Source organism: Methylobacterium sp. P1-11 (genome assembly GCF_008329595.1).
Lineage (GTDB): Bacteria > Pseudomonadota > Alphaproteobacteria > Rhizobiales > Beijerinckiaceae > Methylobacterium.
The window spans coordinates 1-18,746 of record NZ_NPKS01000030.1 but is presented as its reverse complement, the minus strand read 5'-3'; the positions used below and the strand labels follow the sequence as shown (position 1 = coordinate 18,746).

The 18,746-nt window shown below is 71.4% G+C and carries 20 protein-coding genes; 8 read left to right on the top strand and 12 right to left on the bottom strand.

Annotated elements, in window-relative coordinates; genetic code table 11:
- Positions 1-59: 59 nt before the first annotated feature.
- Entirely contained in the window at positions 60-515 is a 456-nt protein-coding gene (locus tag CIW48_RS24940; protein WP_149313159.1) for an SRPBCC domain-containing protein, read from the top strand.
- Between the two features lie 9 nt (positions 516-524).
- On the opposite strand, the gene CIW48_RS24935 is transcribed toward CIW48_RS24940, so the two are convergent.
- Complete coding sequence (locus CIW48_RS24935) at positions 525-776, bottom strand: hypothetical protein (protein ID WP_091782386.1); 252 nt, start codon at positions 774-776, stop codon at positions 525-527.
- A 152-nt stretch (positions 777-928) separates the two neighbouring features.
- Between CIW48_RS24935 and CIW48_RS24930 the strand changes: the two genes are divergently transcribed.
- From CIW48_RS24930 to CIW48_RS24915, 3 genes are all read left to right on the top strand, one after another.
- Positions 929-1,729 (top strand): hypothetical protein, encoded by an 801-nt coding sequence (locus CIW48_RS24930; protein WP_149313158.1) that lies wholly within the window; start codon positions 929-931, stop codon positions 1,727-1,729.
- Between the two features lie 226 nt (positions 1,730-1,955).
- Positions 1,956-2,162: a hypothetical protein gene (locus CIW48_RS24920; RefSeq protein WP_149313156.1), complete on the top strand. Its 207-nt coding sequence runs from the start codon at positions 1,956-1,958 to the stop codon at positions 2,160-2,162.
- Between the two features lie 340 nt (positions 2,163-2,502).
- Entirely contained in the window at positions 2,503-3,039 is a 537-nt protein-coding gene (locus CIW48_RS24915) for a hypothetical protein (RefSeq protein ID WP_246695414.1), read from the top strand.
- Between the two features lie 16 nt (positions 3,040-3,055).
- Here CIW48_RS24915 and CIW48_RS24910 read toward each other — a convergent pair whose 3' ends face one another.
- Complete coding sequence (locus CIW48_RS24910; RefSeq protein WP_149313155.1) at positions 3,056-3,418, bottom strand: hypothetical protein; 363 nt, start codon at positions 3,416-3,418, stop codon at positions 3,056-3,058.
- Positions 3,419-3,596: 178 nt separating this feature from the next.
- Complete coding sequence (locus tag CIW48_RS24905) at positions 3,597-4,547, bottom strand: LysR family transcriptional regulator (protein WP_149313154.1); 951 nt, start codon at positions 4,545-4,547, stop codon at positions 3,597-3,599.
- 102 nt (positions 4,548-4,649) lie between these two features.
- On the opposite strand from CIW48_RS24905, the gene CIW48_RS24900 reads away from it, so the two are divergent.
- From CIW48_RS24900 to CIW48_RS24890, 3 genes are read left to right on the top strand one after another with little or no spacing between them, the layout of a single operon-like run.
- The gene (locus CIW48_RS24900; RefSeq protein ID WP_149313153.1) at positions 4,650-5,258 is read left to right on the top strand and encodes a YceI family protein; all 609 of its coding nucleotides are present in this window, start codon (positions 4,650-4,652) and stop codon (positions 5,256-5,258) included.
- Between the two features lie 16 nt (positions 5,259-5,274).
- Entirely contained in the window at positions 5,275-5,880 is a 606-nt protein-coding gene (locus CIW48_RS24895; protein WP_149313152.1) for a cytochrome b, read from the top strand.
- Positions 5,877-6,449, top strand: coding sequence for a YceI family protein (locus CIW48_RS24890; protein WP_149313151.1), 573 nt, complete (start codon positions 5,877-5,879; stop codon positions 6,447-6,449). The genes CIW48_RS24895 and CIW48_RS24890 overlap by 4 nt, the downstream gene beginning before the upstream one ends.
- 8 nt (positions 6,450-6,457) lie before the next feature.
- Here CIW48_RS24890 and CIW48_RS24885 read toward each other — a convergent pair whose 3' ends face one another.
- From CIW48_RS24885 to CIW48_RS24875, 3 genes are all read right to left on the bottom strand, one after another.
- Positions 6,458-7,036, bottom strand: coding sequence for a GNAT family N-acetyltransferase (locus CIW48_RS24885; protein WP_149313150.1), 579 nt, complete (start codon positions 7,034-7,036; stop codon positions 6,458-6,460).
- Positions 7,036-9,381 (bottom strand): Orn/Lys/Arg decarboxylase N-terminal domain-containing protein, encoded by a 2,346-nt coding sequence (locus CIW48_RS24880; RefSeq protein ID WP_149313149.1) that lies wholly within the window; start codon positions 9,379-9,381, stop codon positions 7,036-7,038. The genes CIW48_RS24885 and CIW48_RS24880 overlap by 1 nt, the downstream gene beginning before the upstream one ends.
- A 349-nt stretch (positions 9,382-9,730) precedes the next feature.
- Entirely contained in the window at positions 9,731-10,711 is a 981-nt protein-coding gene (locus tag CIW48_RS24875) for a hydroxyacid dehydrogenase (RefSeq protein ID WP_149313148.1), read from the bottom strand.
- Between the two features lie 384 nt (positions 10,712-11,095).
- Between CIW48_RS24875 and CIW48_RS24870 the strand changes: the two genes are divergently transcribed.
- Positions 11,096-11,854 carry a hypothetical protein gene (locus CIW48_RS24870; protein WP_149313147.1) on the top strand — a complete coding sequence of 253 codons (759 nt, stop codon included), beginning with the start codon at positions 11,096-11,098 and terminating at the stop codon, positions 11,852-11,854.
- A gap of 9 nt (positions 11,855-11,863) precedes the next feature.
- On the opposite strand, the gene metB is transcribed toward CIW48_RS24870, so the two are convergent.
- The 6 genes from metB to CIW48_RS34610 all read right to left on the bottom strand — a co-directional run bounded on the left by metB (position 11,864) and on the right by CIW48_RS34610 (position 17,818).
- The gene (gene metB, locus CIW48_RS24865; protein WP_149313146.1) at positions 11,864-13,024 is read right to left on the bottom strand and encodes a cystathionine gamma-synthase; all 1,161 of its coding nucleotides are present in this window, start codon (positions 13,022-13,024) and stop codon (positions 11,864-11,866) included.
- Between the two features lie 101 nt (positions 13,025-13,125).
- Entirely contained in the window at positions 13,126-13,686 is a 561-nt protein-coding gene (locus tag CIW48_RS24860) for a cytochrome b/b6 domain-containing protein (protein ID WP_149313145.1), read from the bottom strand.
- Entirely contained in the window at positions 13,683-14,798 is a 1,116-nt protein-coding gene (locus CIW48_RS24855) for a catalase family peroxidase (RefSeq protein ID WP_149313144.1), read from the bottom strand. The genes CIW48_RS24860 and CIW48_RS24855 overlap by 4 nt, the downstream gene beginning before the upstream one ends.
- Positions 14,799-14,854: 56 nt before the next feature.
- Positions 14,855-15,790: a BLUF domain-containing protein gene (locus CIW48_RS24850; protein ID WP_149313143.1), complete on the bottom strand. Its 936-nt coding sequence runs from the start codon at positions 15,788-15,790 to the stop codon at positions 14,855-14,857.
- A 27-nt stretch (positions 15,791-15,817) separates the two neighbouring features.
- Positions 15,818-17,512, bottom strand: coding sequence for an EAL domain-containing protein (locus CIW48_RS24845; RefSeq protein ID WP_149313142.1), 1,695 nt, complete (start codon positions 17,510-17,512; stop codon positions 15,818-15,820).
- 177 nt (positions 17,513-17,689) lie between these two features.
- Positions 17,690-17,818: a hypothetical protein gene (locus CIW48_RS34610; protein ID WP_281407387.1), complete on the bottom strand. Its 129-nt coding sequence runs from the start codon at positions 17,816-17,818 to the stop codon at positions 17,690-17,692.
- Positions 17,819-18,746: the final 928 nt, after the last annotated feature.

The following is an 18,746-nucleotide window of genomic DNA, read 5'->3' as shown; positions in this document are numbered from 1 at the left end:
GTTTCCGGGAACAGGAAACGGCCGGCGCGAACGGGCGCCGGGCCACCGGGAGGGGATGCATGACGGGCGGCAGGGTCAGCAGCGCGGCGATCACGATCCCCGCGCGGGCCGGACTGGTCTGGTCCGTACTGACGGATCTGGATTCCTACGCGGCGTGGAACCCGTATATCCGCAAGGCGGAGGGCCGCCTGCGCGAGGGCGCGCGCTGGCGGCTGGAGCGAACCTTGAACGGCCGCGCCTATCGCGCGCGGCAGGTGACCGTGACCTGCTGGGAACCCGGCCGGCGGCTGACGTGGCGCGGCGGCGTCCCCGTGCCGCCCCTGCTCACCGGCGACCACGACGTCCGGATCACCGAGACCGCCGACGGGGTCCGCCTCGTGCAGTCCGAGACCGTCGCGGGCCTGCTCGCCCCCGGCCTGTTCCCCTGGCTGCGCCTGCGCCTGGAAGCCCGGTTCACCGCGATGAACGAGGCTCTGCGGGACGAGGTCGCACGCCGGATGGCCGAGAGCGTCTGACCCGGCCGGTCAGACGACCGGCTTCGGCTTGACGATGGGCGAGCGGGTCAGGCTCTCGATCGCGCGGCCCGGCCGGCCGGCCTTGCGGGCGATCTCCTCCTCCTGCTCGGCGATCAACTGCCGGGCCGGCTCGTCGCCGTCCAGACCGCCGAGGATCTCGGCCGGCACGCGCCGGTTCGAGGCCCGTGAGCCGTCCGTGAAGACGATATCGAACAGAACGGAGCCTCGCTCCTGCGGTCTCGACTTGATGCGCTTGGCCATAGGTGCTGATACGCCGCCGGAATCGGTCGCGGCAAGACGTGTCGCCGGGCGGGGGGTTGCGCGGCGCGCACTGCCGGGCTCGCGCGCCACCGCGCTCTTGCCACGATCTCTACGCCCGTCCGGGACGGGCGCCGGCAAACGAGGACGCGCGCGTGATACCCTGGGTTCATCTCGATACCGGCTCCGTGCCGGGCGGCGGCACCGACCTGCGGCTGATGCGGCGCGGCGACGAGTTCGCGATCCTGGCCGATACGATCGAGCTGATGAACAACCGGCGCAGCGGCTCGGAGGTCGCGCTCGCCGCGATGACCTGCGCGCGGCTCCAGGACCGGCCCCGGGCCCGGATCCTGATCGGCGGCCTCGGCATGGGCTTCACCCTGCGCGCGGCGCTCGAGGGCCTCGGGCCGGAGGCGCAGGTGGTGGTGGCCGAGCTGGTGCCCGCCGTGGTCGCCTGGGCCCGGGGGCCGCTGGCCCATGTCTTCGCCGGCTGCCTGGATGATCCGCGGGTCGACCTGCAGGAGGCGGATGTCAACCGCCTGATCCAGGCCGGTCCCGACCGGTACGACGCGATCCTGCTGGACGTCGACAACGGCCCGGAGGGGCTGATGCGCAAGGCGAACGACCGGCTCTACGACAATTGGGGCCTGAAGCGCGCCCGGTGGGCCCTGCGGCCAGGCGGCATCCTGGGTGTCTGGTCGGGCGCGCCGGATCGGAAGTTCAAGAGCCGCCTCCAACGCTCCGGCTTCGCGGTCGACGAGATGCGAGTCCATGCGAGCGGCCGCGGCAGCGGTCCGAAGCACGTGGTCTGGCTCGGGACCCGGACCGAGGGGCAGGTCGAGGCTGGGGCCGAGGGCCGCGCCGGGAGCCCGATCCAGGGCCGGCGCGTCGACCGGGACGCCGGTGGCTCCGGGCCGCGCGGATCGGCCCCGGGCCGCCGGCGGCCGGCGCGCTAGGGCCGTTGCCGATCGTGCTGCGACGGTCTGGAAGGCAGGCGTCTCTGGTCGAGACAGCCGCGACATGCCCGCTCTCCCGTGCGGGAGAGGGGACCCGCGCCTCGTTCGGCACGGCCTCGGCTATCGCCCCCGTCTCGACCCAATCGGGAACGGATCCAGCGATCACGGCTGCCGCCCACGGTCGCACCCCCTGTCCCGATGTAGATGGCTTCCGCACATTCTGCGCATGGGTGCGACGGACGGGCATCTCTACACGGTCGAGGTCAGGCCGAGCCGGCATGATCCCGGCCGCTTCACCTGGGCGATCCGCGACCGTGGCAAGCTGGTCCGGGGGTCGTACCGCCCGTATACCTCCGAGCACGCGGCGCGCGCCGTCGCGGAGGCGGAGATCGAGCGGCTGATCGGCCCGGATGGCCGGCCCAGCGGGGCTTGAACACCACGCCGCTCGCGCCTCGGTTTTCAGCTCCGACTGCAACCCGTTGCGTTGCAGGCCGTCATTCCACCGAGAGTGCGTCCTTTGCGGCATGCTGAACGCGCATGGCTTTGCCGCTGCACCAGGGCACATATGCATGCCTTTGGCTGCCTCGATCCATTGCATGCCGCAATGCGGTATCTTATCTTTGCACTGCGGGATGGCGATGGCGTCGCGATCCCGCTGCCCTTCTTGGGCGTTTCCTCCCTAGACTTCGGGCCGCTCCTTCGGGAGTGGCCTTTTTTCTTTGCGCCGGTCATCCCGGTGCGGGCAGACGTTCCGACCCTGCGGAACCGGGAGCTTGGCGGTACGTTTTTCCGCCATGGAACACTATCGCTCCACCCTTGGGACGACTGCCGTTGCCGTATTCGGGCTGGTGGCGGCTGCGCATATTCTGCATCCGGGCAACTATGAGGTGCAAACGCGCCCTGCACGTCCGGTCGTGACTGCCGCGGCAGCGATCGCCCCAACGGCCTGGGTCAATCCGCCGGCCCGAATGACCGCACCGGAGACCACCGGGGCGCTGGCAGATGTTCCGGCGCCGCGGATCGCCGCCGCGGTCCCCTCCACCGCGATGCCGGCCGCGCCGCTTCCTGCCGAGATGGCGAGCCTGGCCGAAGCGCCGCGGAAGACGGGGGCGGCGCGCCGGCCGAAGGGTGCGGAGCGCGGGCCGCACCGGGCTGCCCGGCTCCGTCATGCCGCAATCGTGCGCACCGCCCAGTCTGATCGAGCGGCCGCGGCCGCGCCTCAGCCCGCGCCGGTCGCCGCGGACCCTGCCGCGAGGATCGATCCGATCGGCGACATCATCCGCGGTCTCGGGCTCGGACGCGACGGCTGACTGGGAATTCCGTGCTCTATTCGACGTGGAGCGTGAGCTTCATCTTCGGGTGAATGCCGCACTGGATGATGAAATCGCCCGGGGCGGCCAAGATCAGGCGCGTCTCGGCGCCGGGTGACTGATCGCCGGCATCGAACGAGAATCGATCCGCCTCGATGAAGGCATGATGGATCAGGCGCGCGTCGCCGTTGCGCAGCGTGATGGTGTCGCCGCGGCGCAGATACAGGTCGGTCGGCCAGTACCGGCTGCCCTTCTGCAGGACGATCCGGGTCGCGGCCGGCAACGAGGCCCAGGCTGCCTCCAGGGCGATGCCCGTTCCGATCAAGGCCAGCGTCCCGAAGAATAGAAGGGGGCGCAGGCACCTCCTGCGAAGGGCCATGAGCGGAATCCGGACGTGAGACGAGAGGGGCCAGACCGTGCGGGATGATGGCCGGGCGGTCCGGGCCTCCGCTGCATGCGCGAAACCCCTTAAGCGGCCACGCCAGCAATCGGTCAACTTGGATCGATCTCGACCTTTGCAGGCTCGGCGTCCTGACCCGGGAGGGGCGGCCCTATCGCTATCCGCCGTCACCGTCCACGGCATCGCGGGGGCATTCGCGCGAGGCCAGGACGGCGCGGACATGTTCGCGGAAGACCTGGACGCGGGCCGGCAACTCGCGCCCGGCCAGGGTGACGGCGCGCAGGCGGCTGCTGCGGGTCGCCCAGGGGCTGAGCACGCGCACGATCTCCCCGGCCTCCACCGCCCGGGCGGCCACGAGGCTCGGGAGATGGCCGATCCCGGCGCCCGCCAGGGTCAGCCGGTGCGCGGTCGCGAAGTCGCTGACCCGGATCGCCGGGCTCACGGAGAGCGGCTCCGTGCGGCCCTGCCCGTCGGAGAGGGTCAGCCCGGCCGTGCCGATCCGTTCCCGGGCGAGGATCAGGTCGTGGTCGCGCAGGTCCGCGAGGTCGCTCGGGGCCGGGCGGCGCTCCAGGTAGGCGGGGGCGGCGTAGAGGGCGAGCGCCAGGGTGGCGAGGACCATGGCGCGGTAGCCGGTCTCCTCCGCGCCACCGAGCCGCAGGGCGAGATCGATCCGGTTGACCGCGAGGTCGAGGCGCGCGTCGGTGTTGAGCATCTCCACGGTGATCTGCGGATAGGCGGCGCGGAAGCTCGCGACGATCTCGGGCATCACCTCGATCCCGAAATCGATCGAGGTTGTGATCCGCAGGTGTCCGGCCGGCACCGTGCGGGCGTCGCGGGCGGTCTCGGCCGCCTCGTCGAGGAGCGTCAGACTTTCCTGGGCCTTGGCGTAGAAGGCGAGACCCTCGGCGGTCGGCGAGACCGCCCGTGAGGTCCGGGCCATCAGACGGGCGCCCAGCGCCTGCTCCAGGCGGGAGATCCGCCGGCTGACGCTGCCTTTTGTCTCCTGCAGAGTCGCTGCGGCGGCCGTCACCGTGCCGAGATCGACGACGGCGCAGAAGGCCCGCACATCGTCGAGCCCGCCCGTGAAGGTTTCCGTTCTCGCAACCATGGGGTTCCGGATAGCAGGCTCAACCGGTGCCGTGAACGGGTCTACAGGACTGCTGCGGCGCAGCGAATCGCGGCGCGACCGTCTGCTCTGCAGGAGACACAATTGAAGTCGATTCTCGCCTCCGGCCTACTGGCCCTGCTGGTCACCACCCCGGTGCTGGCCCAGACGCCGCCGACCCGCGACCCCGCCCAGATCCAGGCCGGCACCTACGCGGTCGATCCCGGCCACACCCAGGTCGGCTGGCGGGTCTCCCATATGGGCTTCTCGAACTACGCGGGCGGCTTCTCGGACGTGTCCGGCACGCTGGAGCTGCAGCCGAAGAACCCGTCCGCCGCCAAGTTGTCGGTGAAGATCCCGGTCGCCTCGGTGACGACCACCAGCGCCAAGCTCACCGACGAGCTCAAGGGCGACCAGTGGCTCGACGCCGCCAAGTTCCCCGACATGACCTTCGTGTCCACCAAGGTCGCCCCCGAGGGCAAGGACCGCGCGAAGGTGACCGGCAATCTGACGCTCCACGGCGTGACCAAGCCGGTGACGCTCGACGTCACCCTGGTCGGCGCCGGCGTGAACCCGCTGAGCAAGAAATACACGGTCGGCTTCGAGGCCACCGGCACGCTCAAGCGCTCCGAATTCGGGGTGAAGACCTACGTGCCGCTGATCGGCGACGAACTGCACCTCACCATCGCGGGCGCCTTCGAGAAGCAGGACTGAGACCGGGGGATCGGCCATGGCGAACGGGGTTTCCGCGCGGCGGTACTCCGCCGTGGCGATCCTGCTGCACTGGGCGAGCGCACTCGCCGTGCTCGTCCTGATCGGCCTCGGGCTGACCATGACGCATGCGACCCTGGCGCCGCTGCGCCAGTTCCAGCTCTACCAGTGGCACAAGTCGGTCGGCGTCACCGTGCTGGCGCTGACGGCCCTGCGGGTCCTCTGGCGCCTGACCCACCGGCCGCCGCCGCACCCGGCCGGGATGCCGGCGCGGGAGCGCCGGGCGGCCGCGGCGGCGCACCACCTGCTGTACCTGCTCCTCGTCGGGCTACCCCTGACCGGCTGGGCCGTCGTGTCGCTGTCGCCGTTCAACATCCCGACGGTGCTGTACGGGATCGTGCCCTGGCCGCACCTGCCGCTGGCAGGCCTCGTCCCCGACCCCGGCGCCGCCGAGGGTCTCCTCAAGCGGGTCCACGCCCTGGGAGCGTGGTTCCTGGCGGCTCTGCTCGCCGTCCACGTGGCGGCGGCCCTGCGCCACCATCTCCTCCTGCGCGACGACGTGCTGCGCCGCATGCTGCCGGGGCGCAGCACGTCGATCACCCCGACCGTGGAGCCGACCCGATGAACGCGCGTCACCTCTGCCTGCTCGCGGCTCTCCAGGCCGCCACCCTGCCGGCCGCCGCCGCCGAGTGGGCGGTGGATCCGGCCAAGAGCGCCATCCGGTTCTCCGGCGTGCAGGTCGGCGTCCCGTTCACCGGGCGGTTCGAGCGGTTCAAGGCCACGGTCGATTTCGACCCCGCCAAGCCCGAGGCGGGGCATGCCGTCGTTCTGGTCGACCTCGCCAGCGCGCGGACCGGGGACATCCAGCGCGACGAGGCCCTGCCGCAGAAGGACTGGTTCGACGTCAAGGCGGCGAGCGAGGCGCGCTTCGAGGCGATCCGCTTCGTCGACAAGGGGCAAGGCGACTACGCGGCAATCGGGACGCTGACGATCCGCGGCACGAGCCGGCCCGTGACGCTGCCGTTCCACCTGGCCGTCGAGGGCGGCGCGGCGCACGCCACCGGGCGGGTCGGCCTCGTCCGCACCGAGTTCGGCGTCGGGCAGGGGGCCTGGGCCTCGGGCCAGTGGGTGGCGCTCGATGTCGGCGTCGAGGTCGACCTCGTCGCGACGGCGCGGTCCGCCTCAGGCCACTGAGCCGCCCGCTAGCCCGGCCGGTCCTCCGACCCCGTCCCCAGCGCCCGCTGGACCATGACGCTGTCCGACCAGTGGCCGTACTTGAAGCCCACCGCCCGCAGGTAGCCGACCCGCTCGAACCCGCAGGCCTCGTGGAGGCGCAGGGAGGCGGCGTTCTCGGCGTCGATGTAGCCGATCATCTGGCGGTAGCCGCCCGCCGCGCAGGCCTCGATCAGGGCCGGCAGCAGCCTTCGGCCGATCCCGGCATGGAGGTGGTCGGGATGCACGTAGATCGAGTGCTTGAGCGTGTAGCGGTAGGCCGGCCGCTTCCGGAACGGCACCGCGTAGGCGTAGCCCGCCACCGCGCCGTCCCGCTCGGCCACGAGGTGCGGCAGGCGCTTCTTGCGCATGGTCTTGCGCCGCCGCTTCAGGTCGTCGGGGAGCAGCCGGTCCTCCTCGGCGACGCCGACATCGCTCACGCCCTTGCCGATATGGTGCTCGTAGATCGCCACCATCGCCTCGACATCGGCGTCCGAGGAGGCGCGGATGACGATGTCGGGGCAGGACCGGGCCGGGAGCAGGCCGGGCGTCTCGACCTCGATCTCCATCAGGCCCCCTCTCGTGCCACGTAGGTATGGAAGCGGATCCGCCCGTCCGGGTCGACCTCGCGGTAGACGCCCTGGATCTCGGCCTCGAAGCCCGGGAACAGGTTGGCGGAGGCCTCGAACATCTTGAAATAGTCGAGCATGGGCTTGGCCCGCTCGTCCAGGCGCTCACCCGGCAGCACCGTGCCGATCCCCGGGGGGTAGACCAGCATCAGCGTGGTGGCGATCCGCCCCTCGGCCTCGGCGATCGGCACGTAGTCGACCTTGTTGCGCGTCAGCAGCTGGGCGGCGCGCTTGGGCGGCATCACCATCTCGGGCAGGTGTTCTGGCGCGAACTGGCGCCGCTGCAGCGCCGAGGTGCCGGCCTCCCGGTGGAAGGCGTGGAGCTCGCCGCAGAGGTCGCGCAGGCGCACGCCGCGGTAGCGGTTCGGCCGGCGGTTGACGAATTCCGGCATGGCCTCCTCCAGCGGGACGTTGTCGTCGTGGTACCGCTTGAAGGCGACGAGGCCCGAGATCAGCGTGCCGGCCTTGGAGGACTCGACCCCCGGGGTCAGCAGGAAGAGCAGCGAGTTCAGGTCGTTCTTCTCGGCGACGATCCGGTTCTCACGCAGGTATTGCGCCACGATCGGCGCGGGCACGCCGTGCTGGGCGTAGGCCCCCGTGTGCCGGTCGAAGCCGGGGGTCAGCACGGTGAGCTTGTTCGGGTCGGTGATGGCGTAGCCCGGCGCCACGTGGCTGAAGCCGTGCCAGCGCGCGCCGGGCTTCAGCTCCCAGTGGCGCGGCGTGGCGGCGAGCTCGTCGGTCGGCACGCTCTCCCACGGCACCTCGGCGCCGTCGGCGTTCACCGTCACGTCCGGCACGAACGGGTCGAAGAACCAGCGCCGCGCCGGGTCGCGCTCGTTCTCCTCGAACTCGCGCCGGATCGCCCGGACCTTCTTGCGCCACTCGATCCCGAGCCGGATCGTGTCGTCCCACAGGATCATGCCGGAGCGCCCCTTCATCATCTGGGCGCCGACATCGAGGGAGGCGAACAGGGGATAGAAGGGTGACGTGGAGGCGTGGACCAGAAAACTCTCGTTGAGCCGCTTGTGCTCGACCCGCCGGGTCTGGCCGCGGATGTGCCCGTCCCGAGTGTGGATCTGCGAGGCCTGGGAGAAGCTCGCGAGCTGCTTGTGGGTCGACTGCGTGGCGACGATGCCGGGCGATGTCTCGTCGAGGCTGGTCAGCCCCATGGCGAAGCGCCGCGCGTAGAGCGGGTGGAACTTCATGAAGCCCGCCCAGGCCTCGTCGAACAGGATGTAGTCGCAGAGGTGGCCGATCCTCTCCAGGATCTCCTGGGCGTCGTAGATCGTGCCGTCGTAGGTGCACTGCTCGATCACCGCGACGCGGAACGGCCGCTCCCGGCGCCACGCCTCCGGGTCGGTCACCAGCGGGTTGCGGCGGATCTTCTCCCGGATCCGCGTCTCGTCCAGGGCCTCGTGGAAGATCGGGCCGATCAGCCCGTAGGCGTTGCGGTCGGTCTCCAGGAAGATCGGGATGCCGCCGCCCAGGAACAGGGCGCCGTGATGGGCCGCCTTGTGGTTGTTGCGGTCGAACAGGACGAGGTCGTCCTCGGCCACCAGGGAGGACAGGACGATCTTGTTGGAGGCCGAGGTGCCGTTGAGGACGAAGTAGGTCTTCTCGGCCCCGAAGATCTTGGCCGCCTCCTTCTGGGCCTTGAGCGCCGGCCCCTCGTGGGTCAGCAGGTCGCCGAGGTCGAGCACCGAGTTGTCGAGGTCGTCGCGGAAGATCGCCTCGCCCAGGTGCTCGACGAAGATCCGGCCGATCGGCGAGCGGTTGTAGAAGATGCCGCCGTTGTGGCCCGGGCAGGTCCAGAGCTGGTTGCCCTTCTCGGCGTAGTCGACCAGCGCGCCGAAGAACGGGGTCTTGAGGGTCTGGGCGTACTGCGTCACCCGGCTGACGAGGCCGCGGGCGATGAATTCCGGCGTCTCCTCGGCGAGGAAGATGTAGCCGTCGATGAAGTCGAGGAGCTCGACCGGGATGTCCTCCAGCCGCTTGCGGCGGACCATGATGACGATCGGCATCTCCAGGCCGCGCTTGCGCATCATGTCGATGAGGGCAGCGGCCTTGCCGTCGAGGCCGCGCTTGCCCCAGTCGACCACGAGGCAGCCGACCGCCGCGTCGGTCTGGACCGCGATGGCCGCGTCCTCCACCCGCCGGGCGCGCACCACCTCGAAGCCGCGCTGCTCGACGGCCGCCACGATCTGGTTGACGCGCGCGCCCTCGAGATCGTCCGGGTCGAAGGCCGGGGCGCACATCAGGACCGTGAAGCGACGGTGAAAGTCCATGGAGCCCTCTCTGGCCTCGGATGCAGCGGGTGGCTTTCCGGCCCGTCTGCGACGATTGCATGACAGAGCGCGCGGCGGGCGGTCGCGGTCCGGACGAAACGCGTGATCCGGGCCGGCCGGGAGCGTCCGCGGCGGATCCCGAACTGGCCCGGCACGGGCGCGGGTCCCCTCTCCCGTGCGGGAGAGGGACAGGGTGAGGGAGGCGCCCTCACCGGAGGAGGCTCCCCCTCGAATCGCGTCGATCGGGTGCTTGATCCCGAAGCCTCTAGTCCCTCACCCCAACCCTCTCCCGCACGGGAGAGGGAAGGTGCTGCGCCGTTCGGGGCCGGCGGCGACCCGCGTCAGGGCGTCACGACGCGCGGCGGCGCTCCCAGACAGCCGGGTTCACCAGCCCGCCGGGCCGCCGGCCGGCGAGGACGTCGACCACGCGGGTCGCGGCGGTCTCGGCGGTGCGGATCAGGGCCGCCCCGGTGGAGCCGCCGACATGGGGCGTCAGGATCGCCCGCTCCTGCCGGGCGAGGGGATGGTCAACCGGCAAGGGCTCCTGGGCGAAGACGTCAAGCCCCGCGCCCGCGATCGTGCCGGCCTCCAGCGCGTCCACAAGGGCCGCCTCGTCGATCAGGCCGCCGCGGCTGGTGTTGATCAGGAAGGCTCCCCGCTTCATCCGGGCGAGCTGATCCCGGCCGATCAGGCCCCGGGTGCCCGGGGTGAGCGGCACGTGCAGGGAGACGATGTCGGCCTCCGCCAGGAGCGCGTCGACCGAGGCGGCCCGCAGGGCGCCGGCATTGGCGAAGTCGGCCTCCGGGCGACTCGGGCCGTAGGCCAGCACCCGCAGGCCCAGGGCGGCGCCGAGCCGGGCGGTCGCCTGCCCGATCGCCCCGAATCCGACGAGGCCCAGCGTCAGGCCGGCGAGCTCGACCAGGCGGGCGGTGAACTTGAAGCTGTCGTCGCCGCGCCGGACCGAGCGGTCGGCCTCCGGCAGAGTCTTGGCCAGGGCGAAGATCAGCGCCAGCGTCTGCTCGGCCACCGAGACCGCGTTGGCGCCGGGCGTGTTGACCACCACGATCCCGGCCTCGGTCGCGTCGGCGGTGGCGACGTGGTCGGTGCCGGTGCCGTGCACGCCGATCACCCGCAGGGCCGGCGCCGCCGCGATGGCGCGGGCCGGGAAGCCGGTGTTCCGGGTGATGACGGCGACGCAGTCGGCGACCTCGCGGGCCAGCGTCTCGGGGTCGGTCCCGCTCGCCGGCCGCGGCTCCAGCCCGGCCGCGCGCAGCCGGTCGAGGCCCGCCGCGTGGATCGGCTGGACGATGAGGCACGGACCGGTGATCACGGGGAGGAACCTCTGCACAAGAGGGCGGGTGACGGGCAAGTTTCGCGCCGGGCCCGTCTAGGCGGCGTGGTCCACCCTGGCAACCGGGCGCCCGGATTTCCGCCGCCCGTATCGCGGCATCAACCGCGTACCCGGTTGCTGGCGATGACGGTGGGTCCGTGAGGCCGGCCGGGCGGTAAGGCAGCGGCGTGCCGGGGCCGACGGGTCGGCCGATGTTTCACGGGAAACATTTTCTTAAGCCTGTGTGCGAGCATCGGGCTCATCCGAGACCGGCGCGGCGGGCGCGGCACAATAGGGCGGTATCGCTCCGGTGGTCTGGGACCGGCCCGCTGTTGCAGCGGCGCCGTCGCGGCGCGGCGCCCGGCAGGCTACCACCGATCCGGCATGACGACGACATCGAGCTGGCGCACCCTCCGCAACGTGCAGGCCCGGGCGCGGCTGGAGAAGGCCCTCCCGGCCATCTTCCCGGCGCCGGTCTTGCAGCACGCCCTCGCGCGCCCCCTGATCCCGCCGACGCCGCGGCTCGCCGTCGAGAGCTACTGGCGCAACCACATCCTCAGGGCCGACCGGCTCGCCCGGGCCCTGGCGGCCCGCTCGGGGACGCCGGAGGGCTGGACGTGGCAGCTCGGTGGCGCCGGCCGGGCCGGGAGCTTCCGCCTGCCGCCGGCCCCCTTCCGCGATCCGGCCTTCGCCCGCGGCCGGGGGGCCTGCTGCATCTGCGGCCAGCCGGTCTACCGGTTCGGCTGGCACCGGGATCTGTGGGCGGGCGGCGCGCCCAACACCAAGGCTGGCTGGCACGCGGCCTGTGTCGCGGCGTGGAAGTTCTGGATCGCGCCCCACGCCCAGGTTCGGGCGCTGAAGCTCCGTCAGCGCCATCGCTGCACCACCACCGGCAAGCGCCTGCTGAAAACGGCCGAGGTCGACCACACGCTGCCGCTCTACCGGGTCTGGCGGGAGCACCGGGACGCGCCCTGGCCGGAGGTGCTCGGCTATTGGGGCGCGCCGAACCTGCAGGTGGTCAACCGCGCCGCCCATGTCGACAAATGCCGCGACGAGGCGGCCGAGCGCTCCCGCACCGTGCAGCTCGCCCGTTTCCGGGTGGTCGAGGACGAATCCGGGTTCCGCGTGGTCGAGGAGGAGTGACCGGCCGGCTCAGCCGCCCAGAGCCTCGAGCGCCCGCGACAGGTCGGCCAGCAGATCGGCCTCGGCCTCAAGACCCACCGAAAGCCGGAGCAGCCCGTCGGTGATGCCCGCGATGGCGCGCGCATCCGGATCCATGGCCGCGTGCGTCATGGTCGGCGGATGGGCGACCAGGCTCTCGACGCCACCCAGCGATTCGGCCAGCGTGAACACCCGCAGGGCCTCCACGAAGGTCTTCACCGCCGTGCGGCCGCCGGACAGTTCGAAGCTCAACATCGCCCCGAAGCCCGCCTGCTGCGCCTTGGCCAGGGCATGCCCCGGATGCGTGGGCAGGCCCGGGTAATGCACGCGGGCCACCGCCGGATGGGCATCCAGGAAAGTCGCAAGGGCGGCGGCGTTGCGCTGCTGCTGCTCCACCCGCACGAACAGGGTGCGCAGGCCCCGGAGCGTCAGGTAGGCGTCGAGGGGCGAGCCGGTGACGCCGATCGTGTTCGCCCAGGCGGCGAGTTCCTCGCCCACCGCCTTGTCGGCGGCGATCACGGCCCCGCCGATCACGTCGGAATGGCCGTTCAGGAACTTGGTGGTGGAATGGACGACCAGATCCGCCCCGAGGGCGATCGGCTGCTGCAGGGCGGGCGACAGGAAGGTGTTGTCCACCACCGCGAGCGCGCCGGCGGCCTTCGCGTCCCCGGTGATGCGCCGGATATCGACCACGCGCATCAGCGGGTTGCTGGGCGTCTCGATCAGCACGACCTTCGGTCCCTCGGCCAGGGCCGCCGCCAGCGCGTCCGGATCGGTCTGGTCGACGAAGGCCACCCGGTAATGGCCGCGGGCAGCGCGGAAGCTGAGCAGGCGGTGCGTCCCACCATAGCAATCGTGCGGGGCGACCAGAAGATCGCCCGGCCTGAGGCTCGACAGGGCGAGGTCCAGGGCGGCCATGCCGCTCGCCACAAGGACGGCGCGGGCACCGCCCTCGAGCTTGGCGATCGTGTCGGCGAGGGCATCCCGCGTCGGGTTGCCCAGGCGCGAGTAATCATAGGGGCCGGCCTGTTCGAAGGCCGGGAACTTGAAGGTCGTCGACAGGTGGATCGGTGCGATCACCGCGCCGAAGGCCGCGTCCTGGGCCACCCCGTTGGCTGCCGCAACGGTCCGGGCCGCTAATCCCTCCGACATCGTCTCGTCCTCCACCCAGACTGCGCCCGCACCGTCCGATCCGATCGGGCGTGCGTTCTTTATGGAGAACGGATCAGACTTTCAAGAGAACGGTGGAGCCTTCATGCTCCGACGGTGGGCTCTTTGCGGCGCGACCGCCAGGGCGCCATGCTGGCGAAGACCTCATCCCGGCGGATCAGCGCGTGCAGCAGCGCGACCCCCAGATGTGCGAGGATCACGCCGAACAGACCGTAGGCCAGCACGGTGTGGAGCCGGCGCAAGATCGCGTAGACCATCGCATCCTGCGGCAGGATCGGCGGCAGAACCAGCGGACCGGCGAGGATGACGGGATAGCGCGCCGCCGACAGCATCGCCCAGCCGACGAGCGGCAGGGCCAGCATGAGGCCGTAGAGCAGGATGTGCGAGCCGTGGGCGGCGCGCCTCTGCCAGCCCGGAAGCTCCGCCGGCAGGGGCGGCGGCGCATGGCGCCAGCGATTTGCCAGCCGCAATCCGGCGAGCAGCAGGATCAGGATCCCGAGCGGCCGGTGCAGGGCGACCAGGGCGCGGTAATCGGCGAGCGAGGTCACCATCGCGACGCCGATCAGCAGCATCGCCAGAATCAGCGCCGCCATGGTCCAGTGGAGCAGCCGCGCTGGGCGGTTGAAGCGGGTGGCCTCCGTCACAGGGCAGCTCCATGGATCGGGGCGCCGGCCGCCACCGCGCTCGGCGTCTTCGTCTCGCCGGCGCGGCGGGTGAAGGATTGCGCGTAGGCCGCCGAGCGCGCGCTCAGCAGCGGATCGTCGCTCGGCGCGATGCCGGCCGGCAGCACCAGCGGATCGAAATTGATGTCACGGCAAGTGGAGGCGGCCTCCGGCATCGCCGCCGTGAGGGTCAGGGTGCCGACATCCACGGTCTCGCGGTGGGCGGGCCAGGGCCGCGTCGCGTCGTCGGTCGGGTCGCCGGACTGCCCGAGCGTGACGACGAGGTGCCAGCGCCGCGGGCCCTGGGCGAGCTGCGCGACGAACGCGTCGAACAGGGCGTCCCTGTCGGTCGTCGCGGCGTCAGCCGCGCCTTTGGGTGCGGACGCCGGATCCGGGACGAAGGCCCAGCGTACCGGCCGCGTGCTGCCATCCGCGGCGACGAACCGGAAGGCGTTCAGGCTCCAGAAGGTGCTGTCGGCGAAACCTGCGGTCACCGTTCGGGCCTTGATCAGGGCGGCGGCCGTCGCGCTCTCGGGATGGGCCGCGAAGAAGGCTTTCAGCCGCTCCGGATCGGGCTTGCCGGTAGCGGGATCGGGCTTGGCGGCGAGCAGCTGCGCGTAGAAGGCCTCGGGCGTTCGCACGGGAAAGACCGGGATGTTGTTCAGCCCGGTGCGCCATTCCTCGCCGTCCGGCAGCTGGAAGCGCAGGGCAAGGCTGCGCACGGTGGCCTCGGCATCGGCCGCGTAGGGCTGGCCGCCGGCCAGCGCCACCCGGCCCTCGACCGGTGTCACGCGCCCTGCCGCGAACATACCCGCCTTCGAGAGCCGCACGCCCGCGCCGTTGCCGCTGAAGCGGCCCGCCACGCACAGCCCTTTGGCGTGATTGCGTCGGAAGCCGGGATGGGGCCCGTTCACAGCCTCGAAGCGGTCGACGACCCGGGCGGGCGTGACCAGGCCCGGCGCGAGCCAGCCGCCGGCATACGCGAAGGTACCGACGGTCCCGGCCAGCACCGCGCCGATGGCGGACAGGCGCAGGAGCAGGGCGCCCCCGGTCATGCCGGGAGGGGCCCCCGTGAGGTCGTGCAGCAGCGTCATCGGGTCCCTCGGGACTGGCCACGATGACGCCTATTCGCCCGCGCGCCGCGGCGGTTTCAGGCGGCGCGGGTCTCGCGCGCCGCCGCCGGAGGCGTCTGGCCGGCCTCGGCCGGTGCGGCGCCCCGCACACCTTCGGCCTCCTGCGCCATGGCGCGGGCGAGCAGGCCGGCCCGTCCGGCCCACAGGTCCCTCTCGTCGCGCATCGCCTCGAGCCGGTCCGCGGAAGCGGCCAGCGCGATGCGCAGGGCGTCGATCTCCGCCCGCAGGTCGGTCGTGCGCTGCCGCTCACTCGCCAGGGCCGCCTTGAGCACGCTGAGCGCGGCTTCGGTCGCGCCGCGCGTTCCGGCGGGCCGGGGCGGGATCGGGCCGACCGGTGGCGTCCGGTCCGATCCGCCAGAAGCCGGCGGGGCGACCTGCGATGCGGGCTCCGGGCGCAGCTGCGCGATCTCGGCCCGCACCTGCGCGACGTCGAGTCCGGAAGCCGCGCGCGGCTCGGGCGCGCTCTCAGCGCCGGTGGTCTCCGCGCGGTTGATCTCTGCGGGGGCGGCCACGACGGCCGGGAATCCCTCTTCCTCCAGAACGAGCCCGTGCAGCATGGCGAAAACCCGGTCACCGTCGAGGCGCGCGAAGTCGAAGCCGCTCTCGGCCGAGAGGCTGCTGAAGCGGGCCTGCCCGCTGGTCGACCGGCCCACGAACGCCATCGACCAGTTGCCGAAGGCGCGGCTCTCCGCCGGGCCGCATTGCAGGACTGTGACGTCGTCGTGCCGCAGGTCGCGCTGGATGCGCTCGAAGGTCGCCTCCACACCCCGCCGCGGACCTTCGAGCACCTGCGCGAAGGCGCCCGCGTTGAACATCAGGGCGCCGGTGACCCCGGCCGCCGCGTTGTTCCGCTGGGATGCGTCGAGGATCTGCCGGACTGCGGCCGTGACCTCCGGCTCCGGGCCCTGGAGCAGGTTCTTGCTGGCATAGACCAGACGGTAGAGGTCGCTCATGGCAATGCGTCCGGAAGGGGAGGGGGTTCAGGCCTGCGGGAAGCCGGCGAAGACCTGGCGCAGGTCCTCGGCCGGAACGGGCTTGCTGATGAGGTAGCCCTGCACGTCGGTGCAGCCCTCCAGGCGGATGCGCTGCATCTGTTCCGCCGTCTCGACGCCCTCGGCGACCGTTGTCATGCCCAGGCTCTTCCCCAGGCCGGCGATGGCCCGGATGATCGCCTCGCCGTCGGGCTTGCTGGTCAGATCCTTCACGAAGGAGCGGTCAATCTTGATCTTGTCGAAGGGGAACGAGCGCAGGTAGCTCAGCGACGAGTAGCCGGTGCCGAAATCGTCCATGGAGACGCGCACGCCGAGTTCCCGCAGCCGGTGCAGGGTCTGGAGCGTCTTCTCATTCTCCTGCAGCAGCACGCCCTCGGTGATCTCCACTTCCAGCCGCCGGGCGGGCAGCCCTGAGCCTGCCAGGGCCGAGATGATCGTCTCCACGAGCCGGTCGCTCTTGAACTGCGCCGGCGAGACGTTGACGGCCACCGACATGTGGTCCGGCCAGGTCGTGGCGTCGCGGCAGGCCTGGCGGAGGACCCATTCACCGATGGGGACGATCAGCCCGATCTCCTCGGCCAGCGGAATGAAGTCGAGGGGCGAGACCAGCCCGCGTTCAGGGTGGCGCCATCGGATCAGGGCTTCGCAGCCGATCAGCGTGCCGCTCGCAAGCTGCAATTGCGGCTGGAAATGCAGCTGGAATTCCCGCCGGGCGAGGGCCTGGCGCATGTCGAGTTCGAGCTTCCGGCGCGTCTGCATGCGCGCGTCCATCTCCGGCTCGAAGAACCGGTAGGTGCTGCGGCCGTCGAGCTTGGCGCGGTACAGGGCGAGGTCGGCATTCTTCAGGAGCTTGTCGGCATCCGTCCCGTCCTCGGGGGCCAGCGCCACGCCGACGCTGGCGCCGATCGTCAGGAGATGCCCCTCCACCATGTAGGTCCGGCCGATCAGGTCCACGACCCGGCGGGCGAGCGCCTGCGTGCCCGACGCGTCGCGGATCCCGGCCTGCAGGATGACGAACTCGTCGCCGCCGATCCGCGCCACCGTGTCGGTGGGCCGGACCGTCGAGCGCAGGCGGTCGGCGACCGTCTCCAGCAGCGCATCACCGACCGGATGGCCGAGCGTGTCGTTGACCGGCTTGAACCGGTCGAGGTCGATCAGCAGCAGGGCGCAGCACTCGCCGGTCCGCGCGAGGCGCGCGAGGGCCTCGGCGAGACGCTCGCGCAGGAGCAGGCGGTTCGGCAGACCGGTGAGCGGATCGCGCCGCGCCATTGCGTCGGCGCGGGCCTCGGTGGCCTTGCGGGTGCTGACGTCCTCGAGTGTGACGACCCAGCCGTCCTCCGCGCGGGGACGGAACTCCACCTGGACCGTATGGTCCCGGCGCCGCACTTCGAACGTGGCCGGCTGCCGCCGGGCCAGCGCATGGCGGAGATTGCGCAGGACGGCGCGCCGCGACGGGGCGGTCCCGTCCCGCAGGGCCCGCAGCAGCGGGATCGCGGCGGCCTGCATCCGCAGCGTGACCGTCAGGCCGGCCAGGAGCTGCCGCGCCGGAGCGTTCGCCATGACGACCAGCCCGGTGCGGTCGATCATCAGCAGGCCCTGCCGAACCGCGTCGAGATAGGGGAGCAGGGGATCGCGCGCCGCGTCCCGGCGCGGCAGAAGGGCAGGCTGGGGATGCGGGCGCATGCCAGGTGGCCTCGAGTGAGCCGCCGGGCGGCGCACGGCAGGAAAACCGGAATTCAATAGTCTGGAAGATACTAATTCCGTGTTTAAGGAGACGATAAATACCGTATTGACCTAGGTTAAGGCCTTCCGCGAGCTGTCTTGGCGGCCGGCCTGCGGGCCCGCGCGGCCCGGCGCCGGTCAGGACGGGGTCGGAGCACTCTTCGGGAGCATCCTGTGGACGCCCTTCTTTCCGTCGCCCTGCACCCCGTGCCCGCCGCCCGCGTAGACGAGCCGGAACGTCAGGTCGAGGATGTCGACCTGAAGCATGTCGCCGGGCCCGGCCCCTCCACGTCGACCGGCCCGGCACAAAATGGGGCCCCAGGCCGCGCGGCAGGATGTCGAGGGCGTGCAGCAGGTTCCCGGGACCACCGCCCAGGGCGGGATGGGGCGTGGCCCGGCCGCCGGCCGGATACGCCTGCAGGGTGACGGTGTCGCCGGAGGTTGCGGCATGCATACCCGGCCAGGACCATCTCACGACAGGAGGGACTCGCGGCCGGATGATCCGCGCTGGCGCCCCGCGACGGAAGACCAAAGGCGATGCAGCCGCGGCCCGCCTTGCGCAGATTGGCGCCGGCCGCGTCGTCTTTGCGCGGGCGGCGGCAACCGCCATCCGGGAGGTTTGCGTCCCGGGCTTGGCCGTCCTGCGTGGGGCCTCTTGCGTATCGCCGCCCGCGCCACTAAATCCGCCTCACCGGTCACGACGGCACGCCGTCCGCCGGAACTTCCATCAGCATCACCGGCCAGCATCGACCCTTCAGGGTCGGGACGCCGTCGGGCGCGGGCGCAGGCTCGCCCTGAACCCGGCGACTGAGGGAGCGTCCATCGTCCAGCGCCGCACCGAAGGGCCCCCGGGCCGTTCCACGCTGCGCTTCGTCGACGGAGGCGCCGAGATCCGGCCTGGCCGGTTCGGTTCTTTCGCCGGGAAAATGGGCGGTTGACACGGAAGTCTGGGGCGGCTTATACGGCGCCTCCCGACGCGGTCCGGAAGAAAAACGGAGCGGATCGGACGGACTTTCCGAGGTTTAGAAAAGTAGATCTGGCGAAAGCCGAGGTACTTGACTTCTCCTCAGCCGGTAATTACGAGAGTGATTACTGATCTTTGACAAGTTGGAATGAGGAAGGGAGACGCGGGCGGCGTTTGTCCTTGCGGCTGGGGCTTCGGCCCTGGCGTGAGAGACTTGTGCCGATCTGTTGT